This window comes from Prevotella sp. oral taxon 475, assembly GCF_018127805.1.
GTDB lineage: Bacteria > Bacteroidota > Bacteroidia > Bacteroidales > Bacteroidaceae > Prevotella.
In genome coordinates, this window is sequence record NZ_CP072334.1 from 256,873 (window position 1) to 274,706 (window position 17,834).

Below are 17,834 nucleotides of genomic sequence, written 5' to 3' on the forward strand. Positions count from 1 at the left end.
CATCAACACGATAATTCCTCAAAACAATGAAAGTTGCAATCGTAGGCGCAAGCGGAGCGGTGGGACAAGAGTTCCTGCGCATCCTGGAAGAAAGAGCATTCCCGATAGACGAGCTTTTGCTCTTTGGGTCGGAACGTAGTGCTGGTAAGAAGTATGCCTTTAAGGGCAAGGAGCATGAGGTGAGACTGCTGCAACACAACGACGACTTCCGCGGAGTAGACTTCGCTTTCGTATCGGCTGGCGGCAGCACATCGAAAGCATTTGCCGAGACCATCACGAAGCACGGAGCTGTGATGATCGACAATTCCAGTGCATTCCGGATGGACGAGGATGTGCCCCTGGTTGTTCCCGAGTGTAATGCCGAGGATGCACTGGTGCGTCCAAAGGGCATTATCGCCAATCCCAACTGCACGACGATTATGATGGTCGTGGTGTTGCAGCCGCTTGAGCGGTTGTCGCATATTCGCCGTATCCGTGTGGCCAGCTATCAGAGTGCGAGCGGTGCCGGAGCTGCCGCCATGGCCGAGCTGGAAGAACAATACCGGCAACTCGTGGCGGGAGAAAAGCCTACGGTGGAGAAGTTTCCCCATCAATTGGCTTATAACGTGATTCCGCAAATCGATGTCTTCACCGACTCGGACTATACGAAGGAGGAAATGAAAATGTTCAACGAGACGCGGAAGATTATGCATACCGACGCTTGCTGCTCGGCTACCTGTGTACGGGTGAGCTCGCTCCGGTCGCACTCGGAGAGCGTCTGGATAGAGACGCAGCGGCCCATCTCCGTGGAAGAGGCACGGCGCGCCATTGCAGCTGCTCCAGGGTGCACGCTGAAAGACGATCCGGGACAGGGTATCTATCCCATGCCCCTCGAGACAGCCGGGCACGACGATATCTACGTGGGCCGCATCCGCAAAGACTTGGCTTGTGACAACGGACTCACCCTCTGGCTCAGCGGAGACCAAATTCGCAAAGGAGCCGCGCTCAATGCCGTGCAGATTGCCGAATACCTCATCTCGCACTAATCCTCTCCACGTTGCCCCGAGATGCTGAGCCGAATGTATGGCGAGCGGCTCGGGGCGCATTCGTAAAAGACTATGATCACGACAAAAAACATCACGAAGAGTTTCGGTTCGGTGCAGGTACTCAAAGGTATTGACTTACACATCGACAAGGGCGAAATTGTTAGCATCGTGGGTCCCAGCGGAGCCGGGAAGACCACGCTTCTGCAAATCCTCGGTACGCTCGATAGACCCGATGGTGGAGAGGTGAGGGTAGACGGTGTCGACGTGGCGGATCTTTCCACAGGACAGCTCAGCGAATTTCGCAATCGCCATCTCGGTTTCATCTTTCAGTTCCATCAGTTGTTGCCCGAGTTCACCGCCCTCGAAAACATCCTCATTCCGGCCTACATTGCGGGGACGACGAAGAGCCGGGCGCAGGAGCGGGCTCAAGAGTTGCTCCGTTTCCTCGACTTATCGCACCGAGCCCAGCACAAACCTGCTCAACTCTCAGGAGGTGAAAAACAACGAGTGGCCGTGGCGCGGGCGTTGATCAACCATCCGTCGGTGATTCTGGCCGACGAACCTTCGGGCAGTCTTGATTCGAAGAACAAAGCCGAGCTGCACCAGCTCTTCTTCTCTCTGCGTGAGAAGTTCGGGCAGACCTTCGTCATCGTTACACATGATGAAGAGTTGGCTCAACTCACTGACCGCACCATCCATTTGCGCGATGGCTTGGTGGAAAGATGATGAAAAGAGAGCGGAATTTGCCCATATCAAAAGATTGTGCTACCTTTGCCGCCGTGTTTTAGGTCATATCGCAAAGGATATATTATAATAATGTGTAGCGTACATCTCCATACAGGTATAACAACGGGGCAGAAAAGGGCGAACTTTTCTGCATCTTTTAACGCCCATTATTTGGTAGTGTCGCAGGAATTCGCTATCTTACACACACACACACACACACACACACACACACACACACACACACACAATGTTCGCACCTATTGTAGTGTAACACTTTTTAGCTTTCTCTTACGCGCGCGCGAAGCGAGCGCAACCCCCATTAGCAAAGGGCTCTTCGGAGTTCCCTTTGCTTCTCTTTTCGTGCCTGCTACCCGCAGTGATGAAAGAAGAATGAATCGCATTTTTCCCCATATGTTTTATCTATAAATTTTAATTGTGTTATGAAAAGAAATCAAGTCAGCAGTCGAGCCTACAGCTCGCCCCAAATTCAAATCATTTGTTTGCAACAGGAGGTCGGCCTCCTGGCCGCCAGTCCCCAGGTGCAGCCCGGAGGGGGCGGCAGCGGTAACATCGGTGTCAAACCCTTAGACCCCGACGAAGAGGAAGTGGCCGGTGCCAAACCCTGGAGCGGATGGCTCTGGGAAGAGGAGACGATTGAGAAGTAAGTAGTAAAGGTACTAAAGTAGTAAAGTAGTAGCTTCACGCCCTCTCCGCTAACAACCGCGGATCATCACCGTCGATCACAACCGTGTAGCGGTGAGATGTCTTAGAGCAAAGCGCGCTACTCCAATAAAGAATAACAACAATGAAACATTCCTATTCCATTCTTCATCGATGCCTTGCCGCCATGCTGGCCGGCATCGCCTGTCTGTCCATCGGCTCTTGTGCCGACGACAATATCAGTAGCCAACAAGAGCAGGGCGATCTCGGTGCCACCGTCTCCTTCGATGTGAGCACCGCGCAGGAAAACCGACTGTCCCAGCCGCAGAATGCCCCCGCCACGCGTGCCGCCATCGCCGCGCGTCTGAGCACAGAGGGCCTCACCTTAGCAGACCTCGCACCGCGCCGCCACGCCGTCAAAGGCCTGACCGAGGCTTGCATCGTAGAGACCACCCTTGAGGGCGTCACCCCCGTGCTGCCCCAACCCGGCACACGCGCCAACGTCAAGACGGCCATCGACGCCCGCTTCACCTCGTCGGCCTGCCGCAGCAACACCCAAGGCGATACCCAAGGCAAGCCCGAATGGTTCGACAATCGACCCACCAACGCCACCGGTAGCCTCGTCACGCCCCTGCAATGGGCCTGGTCGCAACGCTATGCCCGCTTCTATTCCGTTTTTCCTGAGGCCACCACAGCTAATGGCATCGCCATGACCGACGGCACCCATGCCGGCGCACCCCAGGTGACCTTCCAGGTAAAGGAGAACGTCAAAGACCAGGTCGACCTGATGACGGCTTGCTCGGGCGAGGTGGAGTATACCACACGCCACCAGGCCCCCAACACGAGCCTTGAGTTCCGCCATGCCCTCACGGCCGTACAGTTTGCCGTGGGCCAAGACCTCTCGTGGAACAAACGCATCACCAAGGTAGAGATCAAGAACGCCTATAGCAAGGGTGTCTACACCTTGCCTGCCGACAAGAACACGGACGGAAGCTGGGATGACGGCAGCCTGACCGAGAGGAAAGACTTCGCCCTCGACCTCTCGGCCTCGCCCATCGATGTGAACAAAGCCCCCAACACGGTGTTGATGGGTAACACAGGCGACAACTACACCTTTTATATGATACCGCAGAGCCTGGCCGGCGTCTCTATTGTCATCACGTTGGAGAACACCAGCGGCAGCACCCATCCTAACAACACCATCACGCTGAACTTCACCGGAGGAAAATGGAAACCCGGAACGACGAAGCTCTACAAGCTGAGTCAAACCTCGAGCAACTGGAGCTATGACATCACCGTGACGAAGCGACCCGCCGCGGCAGCTTACAACGAAAACAAGAGCGGTACCTACGGCATCACCAGCATCCGCACGGCACCCGACGGCACCCAGCGGTCGGCTCCCTGGCGGGTGAAGGAGTATAGCTTTGATGGCGGCCTGACGTGGGTGACGACGATCCCTGCGGGCCACTGGTTCAAGGGATTAGACAAGACTGAGGGCGGTACTAACTTTACCACCGTGGGCGAGGAACAAGGTCAGGCCACGTTAGAGACAGGCAACCTTAAAGACCTACTCAAAGAGCGCAACGACGCCCTTAAACTTAACCCTAAAGGCACTTCCTCCGCCTATTACGACCTTTCGATGCACGACATCAAGGGCAACACCCGGGCTGCGCGCAGCACGGCCAACTGCTATGTCATCTCTCATCCGGGCTTCTACAAACTGCCCTTGGTGTATGGCAACGCCATTACCAACGGAACGAGCAATACAGCGTCTTACACCGGCACTCCCACTGTAGTGAAATACAACAATACTGATGTTATTTTACACAACTTTAAAGACCACAACGGTACTAATATTGATAACCCATGGATTGAAAAGACGAACGGCGGGGCTAATAGCGGTATCGACGGTGCTCAGATTGTTTGGGAAGACGAGAAAGATTTGGTCCAGAACCTCGCTATCGATCACGATGCCGCAGGTGATGGTTACCTCCAGTTTGAAGTAAAAGCCGAGCATATCAAAAACGGCAATGCCGTGGTGGCGGTCAAGAAAGGCAATACCATTGTCTGGTCTTGGCACCTATGGTTTGCGCCTGACTATGTGCTCGATCCTATTCCCGTGGTCAACCGCACTACGCCCACAGCCTACACTTATAAATTCTCTACTGAAAACCTCGGTTGGAAATATACCTCTTGGAACGGTTCTGCCTATCAGCAGCCGCGGAGCGTGAAGGTGCGCGTAGAGCAGTTGGGCGGGCCTAAGAAGCAGGCAGAGTTCACCATCACGCAGAATCCCGGCAGCACAAAAGCGGGCAGCAACACGCTCTATCAGTGGGGTCGTAAGGATGCCTTCCCCGGCGGACTGACTGGAAACACGGAGCCAGTGCTCTATCCCTCCGGAACTCACTTATTCAACAAGAACGCGGGCGACAATAACATCTCTATCCCAAGTTTTATCCAGAACCCAGGAAGCTTCTACGTTTGGGGAAGCGGTGCGCATTGGTATCCTCAGAGCTATGGTGATCCCGCGGGTTACTCTTATTACAACCTATGGTCTGCCAACAATACCACTAAGCAGATGCCCAATACCGGTAACGATCTTCCTGTGGTCAAAACGGTTTACGACCCCAGCCCTGTGGGCTTCCACCTGCCTGCCAACAACGCCTTTACGCGGTTCACCACCACGGGACTCAGATCCACTAAAGTAGAAGAGATAAATGTGCAGGGCACGAAGGATTGGAACAATTTCAGTGCCAACTTTGGTTGGAACTTCTGGACAGACGGCAGCAATATCTCCACGGTCTACTTCCCCGCTTCGGGCATGCGCAACAGTGCCAATGGTTCGCCCGCCGGCGTGAGGTTCGGCACTGTCGGTTGGTCGGCCGTTCCGAGCGGCGTGGACGGCGGTCTCTCCCTGAACTTCGGCTCGGGCTACGTGTATCCGCTGGACGATCTCCGTCGGGCTGAGGGCTGCACCGTGCGGCCCGTGACGGAATAAAACACAAAAACGGCCTATAACCATCATCTAAAATAGCAGAGGTGACTTCCCGCACATCGGGAGGTCACCTCTTGCGTATCGGGAGATCACCTCTCATACATCAGGAGATCACCTCCCATGAATCGTGAGGTCATCTGCTATATTCTGAAATCGTATTTGCCACCTATTGGGAACACTGTGTGTAAACAACCCCAACGGGGTTGATCCGTTGGTAGAGCAGGGTTGGCGAGTGAAGCGAGCCTACCCTGTTTAAGCGGCCCCCACCCATAACAACCCCAACGGGGTTGGTCTGTTTTCATAAAAAAGTCCTCTAACTCAGGAGATCAAAATAATCCCTCCAACCCCTTAACTTAAGGGATCTAAACAGACCAAGACCTACGGCCTTGTTTTCTCTTTTCACGCCGTAAACAGGGTAGGCTCGCTTCACTCGCCAACCCTGCTCTACCAACAGACCAACCGCTATGCGGTTGTTGGCGTGAGGGATGTTTGGTATCTATTCTGAATAAGTTGCCAATGGGTTAATCACGATGCGGTAGGGGAGAGACCAAGACCTACGGCCTTGTTTTCTCTTTGTACGTCGTAGACAGGGTAGGCTCGTTTCACTCGCCAACCCTGCTCTACCAACAGACCAACCGCTACGCGGTTGTTAGTGTGAGGGATGTTGGGCATCTGTTCCGAATAGGTTGTTAATAGATCAACCGCTGTGCATTTATTCTGAATCAGTTGTCCAGTTGATGAGTGAATAAGTTGACGAAATAACGAGGCGATTTGCTTTTAAGTTGACGAGTTGGCAGGAAGGAAACTTCCTTCTTCACTCGTCAACTTAAAAACAGTTGGGTGGAACGTTAGAGCAGAACCTCAGTTGAGCATAAGGCACATTTCGGGCTCTTCGGTGGCAAAGAGAAAGTTGGGGAGCTCTTCGATGCGCAGTCGGCGGGCGTTGACATCGGGTTCGTCGGTCTTTTTGACGCGTCCGTTTTTGAGGATGTAATAAGCGTTGTTCATCGGGATGTCGTGGTCGTCTTGCACCCGTAGCACGCAGTGAGCTTCGGGATGGTGTTGCGCATAAAGGCACAGGGCCTTGTGAGCGTTGATGACGCGAATCATGCCCTGTATGGGTTGGGTGGCAGGATGATAGTGGGGGCCGGCCAGTCGGATGTCTTCTTGAACGATGTCGAAGTTATTGCGGGTGTGCAAAAGGACGCAGGACTTGGTGCGTTGCGCTTGATCGAAGTCCTCGAACGATAACCTCTCAATGTCTGCCGGCGGCGGAGTGCAGGTGATTTGGGGGGCATATCCGCAGCGAGCATACCAGGCATAGAGCCATTCTTGGGCTGGGATGAGTTCGGCAAAGACCACCTCTTTGTAATAGAGTGAGAAGTGAGCCTGACGCATCAGATTGTCGGCCACGCCCTGTTGGCGGTAGTCGGGGTGGGTGCTCACGCCGCTGATGTAGGCTGTATGCACCTCGGAGCCGTGGTAGAGTAGGGTGTAAGGAAGGGTTTGCAGGGCGGCTACAACCTGCCGATCGAGCTGACAGACAATGTTATATCGGGGATGATAAACACGGTTGAAGTAGAGATCGATAAACGCATCTGAATCGTTGAAGACGAGTTTCCACAGCGCGCGCGTCTCGCTTTTGATGCGATCCTGGTCCTCGAAGTCGGCCAGGGGATATTTTTCCATCACCACATTCTTCTCAAGAAGGATGTCGGGGTGATAGGATTCCTTGGCTCTTCGCAGACCTTCGTCGCCCAAATCCTCTTCGCGATTGATGTAATAATACTGTTCGGGCAGGTGTTTGACGAACTCCTGGTTGATGATTGCAAAGGCTCCTTCATAGCCCACGTCAGCCTTCTCTACACAAACGTCGAAAGTGGTTTGATTGATGGGACAGCCGAAGCTGAAAGCCACGAGCCGATCGTCTATCCAAATGCTGCCACCTACAAGGCCGATGCGCTCCCAGCGGTTGAAAGCCCGCGTCATCGACCGCAGCTCTTCCGACAGACTTTCGTCTAAGTCGGCCTCGTCGGTATCGTCTTTCGACACCCTGCGCCACTGCTTTTCCAACTCCAAACACTGTGGGATGAGTTCGGGTGTGAGCTCCCGATACTCGTAATTGGGATAAAGACTCTTGAACTTATTGATGTGATTCCGCTTGCTTTGCAACTTCTTTCCCGAGAGGTTCACCAGTTTTTCGCGGGTGTAGATATAGTCGGCAAAGTCGCGATTAGGCTTGATGTCGAACGTGTCGGGGAAGCGTTGTTCCAGCAAATCGCGCATATAATGGCACACACCCATCATCAAGAAGGGATGCCCCATGGCGATAGCGTCGTCTCGAATCTGGCGTATCACGTCGATAGAACACTCGTCGCAGGGTTTCACCTTCCACGTACCGTCGCCCTGGGGCTGTGGTTTGGCCACGGGCATCATGTAAGCCAGGTGGCGGTGATAGTGGAAACGGAAGACGAGATAGTCGTCTACGATGGCGAATTGTGTGTTATAAAGATATTTCCAACTGATGAGATTGGCAAATGAGAGGTCACAGTTTTGCCGTTCGCCCCAAAGCGTATAGCTTTGAATGAGGGGGCGGTCGTCGGTCATCAAGTCTTTAAATTGAATCATAGCTGGGTTCTTGGGGTTGGTGAAACATTCTTTGCTCGCTTTTCGAAAAGGGCGTTCCCGAGTTCATCCGTCTGAAAGACGAGCTCCTGTCGCATCCTTTTCAATAGGAAATAGCAACACTCTCCACACTCGAAGACCGATAAACGCGCAAACTTCTACTACAAAATTATCAACTTTTATCTGATAAACAAAGTCCATGCAGTTTATTTTTCTTACTTTTGCAAAGTAGAAATAGCATTCCGGCTACTTGAAACAACGCATTAAAAACCAATTCAACATCAAAAAATGGACTTATTACAGCAAATCATAGAGCGTGCCAAGAGCGACAAACAACGCATCGTTCTGCCCGAAGCAACGGAAGAACGCACGCTGAGAGCGGCCGACCGCATATTGGCAGACGACATTGCCGACCTCATTCTCATCGGTAATCCTGCCGAAATTCATAAGTTGGCCGAGGCAAGAGGCCTTTCTCATATCGACAAAGCCACCATCATCGACCCGCAGAATAACCCCAGGAGCGAAGAGTATGCTACTCTCTTGGCCGAGTTGCGTAAAAAGAAAGGTATGACTTTGGAGCAAGCTCGCGAACTGGTGAAGAACAATCTCTATCTCGGTTGCATGATTATTAAGACCGAAGGGGCTGACGGACAAATCTCGGGAGCCCTCAGCACCACTGGCGACACCTTACGGCCAGCCCTGCAAATCATCAAGTGTGCGCCGGGCGTGACTTGCGTCAGCGGAGCCATGTTGCTGGTAACCGATCAGAAACAGTATGGCGAGAACGGCGTGATTGTGATGGGCGACGTGGCCGTTACCCCCATGCCCGATGCCGCACAGCTGGCTCAGATCGCCGTATGTACGGCTGTAACGGCGCGCTGCGTGGCCAATTTCGACGACCCGCGTGTAGCTATGCTCAGCTTTTCTACCAAAGGCAGCGCGAGCCACGAGGTAGTAGACAAGGTGGTGGAGGCCACCAGACTGGCTAAAGCCATGGCCCCCGACTTGCGTATCGACGGCGAGTTGCAGGCCGATGCGGCTTTGGTGCCCTCTGTAGGTCAGAAGAAAGCTCCGGGAAGTGCGATCGCTGGCAATGCCAATGTGCTCGTTGTGCCCAACCTCGAGGTAGGAAACATCGGTTACAAACTGGTGCAACGCTTGGGCAACGCTATCGCCATCGGGCCGATTCTGCAAGGCATCGCCCGCCCTGTGAACGATCTTAGCCGTGGCTGCTCTGTGGAAGACATCTATTATATGGTGGCCATCACAGCCTGTCAGGCACAAGATGCCAAGAAATGTCACCATGCCTAACCGCCTACTTCATCGACTTAAGCATTCAATAACTTATCGACGTATATGAAAATCTTAGTATTAAACTGCGGAAGTTCGTCTATTAAGTACAAGCTCTACGACATGAACGACCGCTCAGTGCTTGCCGCCGGCGGCGTAGAACGTATTGGTCTGGACGAGGCTTTCTTGAAAGTGACGTTGCCCAATGGCGAAAAACGTGTCATCATGCACGACATGCCCGACCACAAAGAGGGTGTGAACTTCGTGTTTCAAACCCTGCTCGATAGTGAGATCGGGGCCATCGGCAGTTTGGAAGAGATCGATGCCGTGGGTCATCGCATCGTGCAAGGTGGCGACAAATTCAACGATAGCTGTATCGTTACGCCCGAGGTGGAACAAGGAATAGAAGACCTTTGCGACCTGGCACCCGTCCACAACGCCGGTCATCTGCGCGGAATACGAGCTGTAGACGCGCTGATGCCCACCACGCCGCAGGTCGTTGTCTTCGATAACGCTTTCCACAGCACGATGCCCGAGCATGCTTTCCTTTACGCCGTGCCCTACGAATTCTACGAGAAATACCACGTGCGTCGCTACGGTTTTCATGGCACCAGTCATCGTTATGTGTCGCAACGCGTGTGCGAATATCTGGGGCGCGACATCAAAACCCAGCGCATCATCACCTGCCACATCGGCAATGGAGCCAGCATGGCAGCCATTCAATTCGGCAAATGTGTAGACACCTCGATGGGACTCACCCCGCTTGAAGGATTGATGATGGGTTCGCGGTCGGGCGATATCGACCCCTCGGCTGTTACCTATTTGATGGAAAAGACGGGAAAGAAACCCCAAGAGATGGCCGACTTCCTCAATAAACAGAGCGGTGTGTTGGGTATCACGGGCATTTCGTCGGACATGCGCGAGATCGAAAGTGCTGCTGCAGAGGGCAATCAGCGTGCCCGACTGGCACTCGACATGTACAACTATCGCATCAAAAAGTACATTGGAGCCTATGCTGCGGCTATGGGTGGCGTAGATATCATCGTCTGGACGGCCGGCGTTGGCGAGAATCAGGTGGGTACACGCTTAGAGGCTTGCAGCAATTTAGAGTTCCTCGGCATTAAGATAGATGCCGAAGCCAACAGGGCTCGCGGCAAAGAGACCATCATTTCTACCCCCGATTCGAAGGTCACCGTCTGCGTTATTCCCACCGATGAAGAACTGGTGATCGCCTGCGACACGATGAAACTCGTTGAGAAGAAAAAGTAGGAAGGAGAGAAGGAGTAAGGAGTCAGAGGGGGAGGAATAAGAAGGAAGTAGAGAAGGAGGGAGACAGCACAACCGCAACAAGACGACTCTGTCTGTTCCCAGCTGCTTCTGTTCGGTCTCAAAGTCCGCTCGTCTCCATCTCTATTACGCCAACTTGGATCAAAAATCCCGCAAGAGCAGAACGCTCTTGCGGGATTTTTTATGCTCGATCAAGCCTCCTTCTCTTCCCCCTTCCTTAGCCCAACTTACCCGTTTGATGCAAACTGCAGCAAACAAAGCGCACATCCCATTTCATGGGCAACCGATCTTGGTAGCCTGTTATGAAGAAAATGTTTTACAAACGCCGACTTTTCGTTTTTCCATCTCTTAGCTTTTGGCGTGCAAAAGCTAAGAGAACGCCAGTCAAAAGCTAAGGAAACGCAGGGCGAAAGCTTAGCTTTTGCAACGCAGTTTTCTAACAGGCTGATGATGAGCGAGATAGAAAGACGTTTGAGGGGCGATCTTTACCTGTTTTACTGAGAAAGCAGAGGCCTTCGGAATCAAGGAGCAACGGTAAAGTCGAGCTGCTTTTTCTCGAGGTTGGCGCGTGCCACTTGGATGCGGATCGGGTCGCCCAGTTGGTATTTTTTGTGACGTCTGCGACCCACGAGGCAATAGTTTTTCTCGTCGAAGTCGTAGTAGTCGTCATCCAAATCGCGCATGGGCACCATCCCTTCGCAGTGGTTTTCGTCGATTTCGCAGTAGATGCCATAGCTGGCAATGCCGCTGATGTGAGCGTCATAGACCTCGCCCAGATGCTCGCCCATCAACTCCACCATCTTATATTTAATCGAGTCGCGTTCTGCATTCTGGGCAATCTGTTCCATATCCGAGGCATGTTGGCACAGTTCTTCGTAGTGTTCTTTGTTGGCACTGCGACCACCTGCGGCGTAACGGGTGAGCAGGCGGTGCACCATTGTGTCGGGATAGCGACGGATGGGACTGGTGAAATGCGTGTAATAGTCGAACGCCAGTCCGAAATGCCCGATGTTATGGATGCTGTACCGAGCCTTCATCATGGCGCGTAGAGCCACCGTCTGGATCACATTTTGCTCGCGTTTGCCCTCCACATCGTCCATGAGTTTGTTGAGCGAGCGGGCCGTTTCGCCTTTCGTTCCGGCCGTTTTGAGTTTATAACCGAACTTCACGATAAACTCTCTCAGCGTTTCCAGCTTCTGCGGGTCGGGATTGTCGTGGATGCGATAAGGCAAAGTTTTGGCCGACTGCCCTCTCTTCGTCTTACCGATGCTCTCGGCCACCGTTTTATTGGCCAGCAACATAAACTCCTCGATCAGTTTGTTGGCATCTTTAGAGCGTTTGAAATAAGCACGGATAGGCTTTCCCTTGTCGTCGATATCGAAGTGGAGCTCCTCCCGATCGAACTTCACCGCTCCGTTTTTGAACCGCTTTTCGCGCAACTGTTTGGCCAATCGGTCAAGCATTATCAGGTTCTCGGCATTCTCACCTCTATATCCACCCTTCGGCGCAGGCGGTGCAGGAGTACCCGTTCCGTCGACAACGCCATTGTCTTCCAGCAGCTGTTGCATCTCCTCATAGGCATAACGGCGATCGCTCCGGATAACGGTATGCACGATGCGGAAGGCCTTGATGTCGGCATTTTCGTCCATATTGAAGATGACACTGTAGGCCAACTTCTCTTCATTAGGCCTGAGCGAACAGATGAAATTACAGAGACGCTCGGGCAGCATCGGGATGGTTCGGTCGACCAAATAGACACTTGTGGCGCGCTTCACGGCCTCTTTGTCGATGATACTGCCCTCGGTGACGTAATGACTCACGTCTGCAATGTGTACGCCCACCTGCCAAAGGCCCTTGTCGAGTTGGCGGATGGAGAGCGCATCGTCGAAGTCTTTGGCATCCTTAGGGTCGATGGTGCAAGTAAAAACCTCGCGAAAGTCTTCGCGCTCGGCCAAGTCTTGCTCGGTGATGTCGCCCGAAATCTTCTCCGCGGCCTCTTCAACGGCTTTTGGATAAGTGTAAGGCAAGCCGTATTGGGCCAGAATGGTGTTCATCTCCACATCGTTATCGCCTGTCGGTCCCAGCACATCTACCACCTCGCCAAGCAGGTTTTTGTGGTCGGCATCGGGCCATTGGGTAATTTTCACCACGGCTTTGTCGCCCGATTGGCCGCCTTTGAGTCGGCGTTTAGGGATGATGATGTCGTGCACATAGAGGCTTTCGGGCGTCACGAGGAAGGCCATATCGCGTTCCACCCGCAACCGTCCTACCACTTGATCCTTAGCGCGCTGAAGGATCTCGATGACCTGTGCCTCCTTCATGTGTCGCTGTCGACGGGCCAGAAGCTGCACCCGCACGCGGTCGCCGTTGAGTGCCCAGGCCGAATTACGTTCGCTCACGAAGACGGGCGTAGAGCCATCGTCGGGCAGGAACGAGTTTTTGCCGTTGGCTTTCCTCACAAAACGCCCCTCGAGCACCTGGCTCATCTGGTTGAGACGATAGGAACTGTCGCTGACCTTGGTCAAGAAATCGTCCCAGGCCATCTCTTCCATCACATCGATGGCCAGCATTTTGAGCGGATGCGTATCGAACTTGAGTTGCTTAAAAATCTCTTTGAAGCTGAATGTCTTTCCCGGCTGCGTGCTGAAGAAGTCGTGCAGGCGTTCTGCCACCTGTCGCTTCGTCATCCGCTTGCCGCCTTTTTTACCTTTTGCCATAACGTTTTTAGTTGCTAACCCGCCCACAAAAAGCCCTCTCACCCTGGCGTTTTGGTCCATAGAGACGTAGAAAGGCAACCTCGCAAGGCGAGCCATCCCAACAAGGGTAGACGTCTTTGAAGGTGGGTTGATTCTCTCGCAAAGTAACGAAAATTATGTGATAAAACCGCATCGCCCCGTGTTTAAAAAGCAAAAAGAGGCCCCTATGCGGGGTTGTGAATGGTTTGAATTAACGGATTCCTCCCCTCCTTACCCCTTACTACTTCTCTCTTTACTCCCTATTACTTCCCTCCTTACTACTTATTACTTTCCTCCTTACTACTCCTTCTCTTAGCTTTCGCATGGCATTCTCTTAGTTTTTAGCTTGCGTTTTCTTAGCTTTTGCACCTCATTTTCTTAGCTTTTGAAACTCGGCTGGTAAACGATTGATATTCAACAAGATGGAACGGCGATCAAAGTCGGTGCTTTGAAGGGAGAGAAAGAAGCGTATACGCTGCGTGTGAGTTATTCTTAGGCGAGGTCAATCGAAGAAGATGGAGACGGAAAACACCGGCAGAGCGCATGCGGTTTCAGGGCATTCTGCAAGAAAATTGTGCAGAAAGGTAGGGAGCAATGGGGAAATTTGCGTAACTTTGGCGGTGGTATGTCTATAAAAAATAAGGAAAAAGAACGCCGATGAACACGGAGACGACGAAGACGGCAGAGGGCTATCACGTGCCGGTGCTGCTCGGTGAGAGCGTCGACGGCCTTCATATCACCCCTGGTGGCATCTATGTAGACGTCACATTCGGCGGCGGTGGGCATTCGCGAGAGATACTTTCGCGGATGGACAGCTCGGCGCATCTGTTCGGATTCGATCAAGATGCCGATGCTGAAAACAACCTGCAAAGACCTGGAACGGATGGAAGTGCACCGCTGAAGGAAGACAAACGACTGACGTTTGTGCGCTCCAACTTCAGATATTTGCGCAACTGGATGCGCTATTATGGGGTGGAAGAGGTGGACGGAGTGCTGGCAGACCTGGGTGTTTCGTCGCATCACTTCGACGATGAGACCCGCGGATTCTCTTTCCGCTTTGAGGCTCCGCTGGACATGCGCATGAACAAACGTGCTGCCAAGACGGCGGCCGATGTGGTGAACGGATATGAGGAGGAACGTCTTTCGGATGTGTTCTACCTCTATGGAGAGCTGAAAAACGCGCGGCGACTGGCGTCTGCCTTGGTCAAAGCTCGTCAGGGGCAGCCGATCCTCACCACAACCGACCTGCTGAAGGCCGTGGAACCGCTCTTCCACCGCGAGCGGGAGAAGAAGGATATGGCCAAACTCTTTCAGGCATTACGCATCGAGGTGAACCGCGAAATGGACGCCTTGAAAGAGCTTTTGCAAGGAGCGGCGGCGTGTTTGAAGAAAGGCGGGCGCCTCTCGGTGATCACTTATCACAGCTTGGAAGACCGTATCGTGAAAAATTTCATGAAGACGGGCAATGTGGAAGGGAAGCGGCAACAAGACTTTTTCGGACGCATCGAGACGCCTTTTGCTCTAATTAATAATAAGGTGATCGTGCCTTCGACTGCCGAACAGGAGGAAAATCCGCGCAGCCGAAGTGCTAAACTAAGAATAGCTGAAAAGAAATGAGGCCACAAGAGAAGGAAGGGGATGAGACTTACCGACTGACGGTGGAGCCGATTCCGAACACGGAGATGCCCGAGAAAACCACGAACCGGGCGGCGGGTAGAACCGATTCGCCTACCGAGAAGGCTGCCGTAAAGGGCCCGAGCGGGGCAAAGACAGAACCGAAAACTGCGGCGACGCCCACGGATATGGGGGCAACAGAAAAGCCTACGCTTAAAGAAATTATCTTAGAACAGGCCACGGAAGACGAGGCTCCGCTCAATCCTTCGCGCACATTGCGCAAGATTCTGGGCGGCGACATCCTCAATACCTCTACCATCCGGCGGCAGATTTGGCTCTTTATGCTCATCACGCTCTTCTTGTTCGTCTATATCTCCAATCGCTACAGTTGCCAAAAACATTTGATAGAAATCGACCAACTGACGAAAGAATTGCAGGACGTGAAGTATAAATCGCTCTCGAGCAATAGTCAGTTTACCGAAAAAAGCCGTGAGAGCAATGTGCTCCGACTGCTGCGCAACAATAAAGACACGACGTTGCGCATGGCCGATCAGCCCCCTTATATGGTGAATGTGCCCGAAGAATAGGGAGGCAAGGAGAAAGGAAGACAGGAAGGAAAGGTGGTCAGTAGGAAGAAAGAAGGAGAAGAGGAAATAAGTGGAAGAAAGAAAATGAGTAAGTTCGACCATAAGAAAATCATGCCGCGCTACAGCTTTATCGCTATTCTGATGACGCTGATAGCCGTTGTCGTGATTGGCAAAACGTTGTATCTCATGACGGCCAAACGCGACTACTGGATGAATGTGGCCGCCCGACAGAAGCGAGACAGCGTGAGCGTGAAGCCCATGCGTGGCAATATTCTTAGCTGCGACGAACAGTTGATGGCTTCGTCTCTGCCCGAATTTAAACTCTATATGGACTTCAACGCGCTGCACGAGGCCAAAAACGACTCGCTCTGGGAGGAGAAACTCGACTCGATTTGCCAGGGGTTGCATGCCATTTTCCCGGAGAAGTCGGCTGCATCGTTCAGACGTCACCTCGAAGAAGGGCGCAACCGGCAAAGCCGCCATTGGGCGTTGTGGAACAAACGGGTAGACTACAACACATATTCGGAGGTGAGGCAGTTGCCTGTTTTTAGTCTGTCGAAATATAAAAGCGGCTTCCACACCGAGGAGTTCAACGCCCGACAACGGCCGTACGGGTCGTTGGCAGGTCGCACGGTGGGCGATATGTTCGGGGCAAAAGATACGGCCCGCTGCGGATTGGAGCTGTCTTACGACTCGATTCTGAGAGGCAGCAACGGACTGATTCACCGCCGAAAGGTGCTCAACAGGTTTCTCGACATCATGGATACGCCGCCCATCGATGGGGCGGACATCGTCACCACCATCGATGTGGGCATGCAAGACCTGGCCGAACGGGCCGTTATCGAACAGTTGAAAGAAATTAACGGAAACGTGGGCGTGGCCATCGTGATGGAGGTTTCCACGGGAGACGTGAAGGCTATTGTGAACATGCAGAAGTGTGTGGATGGCGAATACCGCGAAATCAAGAACCATGCCGTGAGCGACTTGTTAGAGCCTGGATCGGTGTTCAAGGTGGCTTCCATCATGACGGCTTTGGACGACGGATTCGTAGACACAACTTACATGGTGAATACGGGCGGCGGAACCTGGCCAATGTACGGACGAGAGATGCGCGACCACAACTGGCGGCGCGGCGGATATGGCGTGATTTCGCTGCCACGGACGCTGGAAGTGAGTTCTAACATCGGGGTGAGTCGCATCATCGACCAGTTCTATCACAACGACCCGGAGAAGTTTGTGCGTGGCATTTACCGCCGAGGCTTGGCCCTGGACTTCAGAATTCCGCTCGTGGGCTCTTCCTCGGCGAAGATTCGAATGCCACGAAAGGCTCCCAACGGGCAGTGGCTCAACTGGAGCAATACGGCCCTTCCGTGGATGAGCATCGGCTATGAAACGCAGATTCCGCCCATCTCCACGCTCGCCTTTTATAACGCCATTGCCAACAACGGCTGCATGATGCGTCCGCGATTTGTGAAAAAGGTGATGAAGAACGGCGAGACGCTCATGGAGTTTCCACCCGAGGTGATGAAAGGTTATGAGCAGATTTGCAAGCCGAAAACGCTCAAAGAGATACAGACAATCTTGGAACATGTGGTGAGTCAGGGCCTGGGAAAGAAGGCCGGTTCGGCTTCTTTCAAAGTGTCGGGAAAGACCGGTACGGCGCAGATGTCGAAGGGAGCAGCGGGATATAAGTCGGGTACGACCGACTATCTGCTCAGCTTTGCCGGTTATTTTCCTTCGGAGGCACCGCGCTATAGCTGTATCGTCTGCATACAGAAGTCGGGCTTGCCGGCTTCGGGCGGCGGGATGTGCGGTCCGGTGTTTCATCAGATAGCCGAGGGAATCATGGCCCAAAATCTGAAACTCGATGTGCGCGACGCTCGCGATTCGACTTCGATTCTCTCTCCCGAGGTGAAAAATGGCAATATCCTTGCGGCCGACTACGTGCTCACACACTTGGGTATCGGCACTCGGGCGGAGTGGACCGGCTCGTATGCCACGGGACATCCGGTGTGGGGACGGGCAGAGCGTGCTAAGGATGAGACCGTTCTGCTGCGGCGCGCCAAGCAGTTCATCCGTTCGCAAATGCCCAATGTGGTGGGTATGGGAGCACGCGATGCGGTGTTCCTCATCGAGAGTCGTGGCGTGAAAACCCGTCTCTCGGGACGCGGAAAGGTGATGCGACAGAGTATCGTTCCTGGAACAAAACTGAAGAAAGGTATGCGGTGCGAACTGGAATTGAGTAGTTAGCAGGAAAAACTCGTCCCCTCTCCACCTTATCAACTCATCC

Annotated in this window: 12 protein-coding genes; 9 read left to right on the top strand and 3 right to left on the bottom strand. The window is 53.2% G+C overall.

From position 1 onward, the window contains the following. Positions 1-26: 26 nt before the first annotated feature. The 4 genes from J5A66_RS00970 to J5A66_RS00985 all read left to right on the top strand — a co-directional run bounded on the left by J5A66_RS00970 (position 27) and on the right by J5A66_RS00985 (position 5,409). The gene (locus J5A66_RS00970) at positions 27-1,025 is read left to right on the top strand and encodes an aspartate-semialdehyde dehydrogenase (RefSeq protein WP_211790634.1); all 999 of its coding nucleotides are present in this window, start codon (positions 27-29) and stop codon (positions 1,023-1,025) included. A 72-nt stretch (positions 1,026-1,097) separates the two neighbouring features. Continuing rightward, complete coding sequence (locus J5A66_RS00975) at positions 1,098-1,751, top strand: ABC transporter ATP-binding protein (protein ID WP_211790635.1); 654 nt, start codon at positions 1,098-1,100, stop codon at positions 1,749-1,751. 440 nt (positions 1,752-2,191) lie between these two features. Further along, positions 2,192-2,416 (top strand): hypothetical protein, encoded by a 225-nt coding sequence (locus J5A66_RS00980; RefSeq protein WP_211790636.1) that lies wholly within the window; start codon positions 2,192-2,194, stop codon positions 2,414-2,416. 140 nt (positions 2,417-2,556) lie between these two features. Beyond that, entirely contained in the window at positions 2,557-5,409 is a 2,853-nt protein-coding gene (locus J5A66_RS00985; protein ID WP_211790637.1) for a fimbrillin family protein, read from the top strand. A 522-nt stretch (positions 5,410-5,931) separates the two neighbouring features. Here J5A66_RS00985 and J5A66_RS00990 read toward each other — a convergent pair. After that, complete coding sequence (locus tag J5A66_RS00990) at positions 5,932-6,078, bottom strand: hypothetical protein (RefSeq protein WP_211790638.1); 147 nt, start codon at positions 6,076-6,078, stop codon at positions 5,932-5,934. A 189-nt stretch (positions 6,079-6,267) separates the two neighbouring features. Next, on the bottom strand, positions 6,268-8,034 hold the full coding sequence (locus J5A66_RS00995; protein ID WP_211790639.1) for a GNAT family N-acetyltransferase: 1,767 nt from the start codon (positions 8,032-8,034) through the stop codon (positions 6,268-6,270). A 285-nt stretch (positions 8,035-8,319) separates the two neighbouring features. On the opposite strand from J5A66_RS00995, the gene pta reads away from it, so the two are divergent. Together pta and J5A66_RS01005 are read left to right on the top strand one after the other, a co-directional pair. Next, positions 8,320-9,342, top strand: a complete 1,023-nt coding sequence (pta, locus tag J5A66_RS01000) for a phosphate acetyltransferase (RefSeq protein ID WP_211790640.1) — start codon at positions 8,320-8,322, stop codon at positions 9,340-9,342. A gap of 45 nt (positions 9,343-9,387) precedes the next feature. Continuing rightward, positions 9,388-10,590 (top strand): acetate kinase, encoded by a 1,203-nt coding sequence (locus J5A66_RS01005; RefSeq protein ID WP_211790641.1) that lies wholly within the window; start codon positions 9,388-9,390, stop codon positions 10,588-10,590. A gap of 539 nt (positions 10,591-11,129) precedes the next feature. Here the strand turns inward: J5A66_RS01005 and rnr are convergent. Next, on the bottom strand, positions 11,130-13,325 hold the full coding sequence (gene rnr / locus J5A66_RS01010) for a ribonuclease R (RefSeq protein WP_211790642.1): 2,196 nt from the start codon (positions 13,323-13,325) through the stop codon (positions 11,130-11,132). Positions 13,326-14,000: 675 nt separating this feature from the next. Between rnr and rsmH the strand changes: the two genes are divergently transcribed. From rsmH to J5A66_RS01025, 3 genes are all read left to right on the top strand, one after another. Further along, positions 14,001-14,960, top strand: coding sequence for a 16S rRNA (cytosine(1402)-N(4))-methyltransferase RsmH (gene rsmH / locus J5A66_RS01015; protein WP_211790643.1), 960 nt, complete (start codon positions 14,001-14,003; stop codon positions 14,958-14,960). After that, positions 14,957-15,544, top strand: coding sequence for an FtsL-like putative cell division protein (locus tag J5A66_RS01020; protein ID WP_211790644.1), 588 nt, complete (start codon positions 14,957-14,959; stop codon positions 15,542-15,544). Before rsmH ends, J5A66_RS01020 begins: the two co-directional genes overlap by 4 nt. An 84-nt stretch (positions 15,545-15,628) precedes the next feature. Continuing rightward, on the top strand, positions 15,629-17,794 hold the full coding sequence (locus tag J5A66_RS01025) for a penicillin-binding protein (RefSeq protein WP_211790645.1): 2,166 nt from the start codon (positions 15,629-15,631) through the stop codon (positions 17,792-17,794). Positions 17,795-17,834 lie beyond the last annotated feature (40 nt).

Coding starts and splice junctions, on each gene's coding strand:
- J5A66_RS00970 (WP_211790634.1), top strand. CDS start 27: ATGAAAGTTGCAATCGTAGGCGCAAGCGGAGCGGTGGGACAAGAGTTC.
- J5A66_RS00975 (WP_211790635.1), top strand. CDS start 1,098: ATGATCACGACAAAAAACATCACGAAGAGTTTCGGTTCGGTGCAGGTA.
- J5A66_RS00980 (WP_211790636.1), top strand. CDS start 2,192: ATGAAAAGAAATCAAGTCAGCAGTCGAGCCTACAGCTCGCCCCAAATT.
- J5A66_RS00985 (WP_211790637.1), top strand. CDS start 2,557: ATGAAACATTCCTATTCCATTCTTCATCGATGCCTTGCCGCCATGCTG.
- J5A66_RS00990 (WP_211790638.1), bottom strand. CDS start 6,078: ATGCCCAACATCCCTCACACTAACAACCGCGTAGCGGTTGGTCTGTTG.
- J5A66_RS00995 (WP_211790639.1), bottom strand. CDS start 8,034: ATGATTCAATTTAAAGACTTGATGACCGACGACCGCCCCCTCATTCAA.
- pta (WP_211790640.1), top strand. CDS start 8,320: ATGGACTTATTACAGCAAATCATAGAGCGTGCCAAGAGCGACAAACAA.
- J5A66_RS01005 (WP_211790641.1), top strand. CDS start 9,388: ATGAAAATCTTAGTATTAAACTGCGGAAGTTCGTCTATTAAGTACAAG.
- rnr (WP_211790642.1), bottom strand. CDS start 13,325: ATGGCAAAAGGTAAAAAAGGCGGCAAGCGGATGACGAAGCGACAGGTG.
- rsmH (WP_211790643.1), top strand. CDS start 14,001: ATGAACACGGAGACGACGAAGACGGCAGAGGGCTATCACGTGCCGGTG.
- J5A66_RS01020 (WP_211790644.1), top strand. CDS start 14,957: ATGAGGCCACAAGAGAAGGAAGGGGATGAGACTTACCGACTGACGGTG.
- J5A66_RS01025 (WP_211790645.1), top strand. CDS start 15,629: ATGAGTAAGTTCGACCATAAGAAAATCATGCCGCGCTACAGCTTTATC.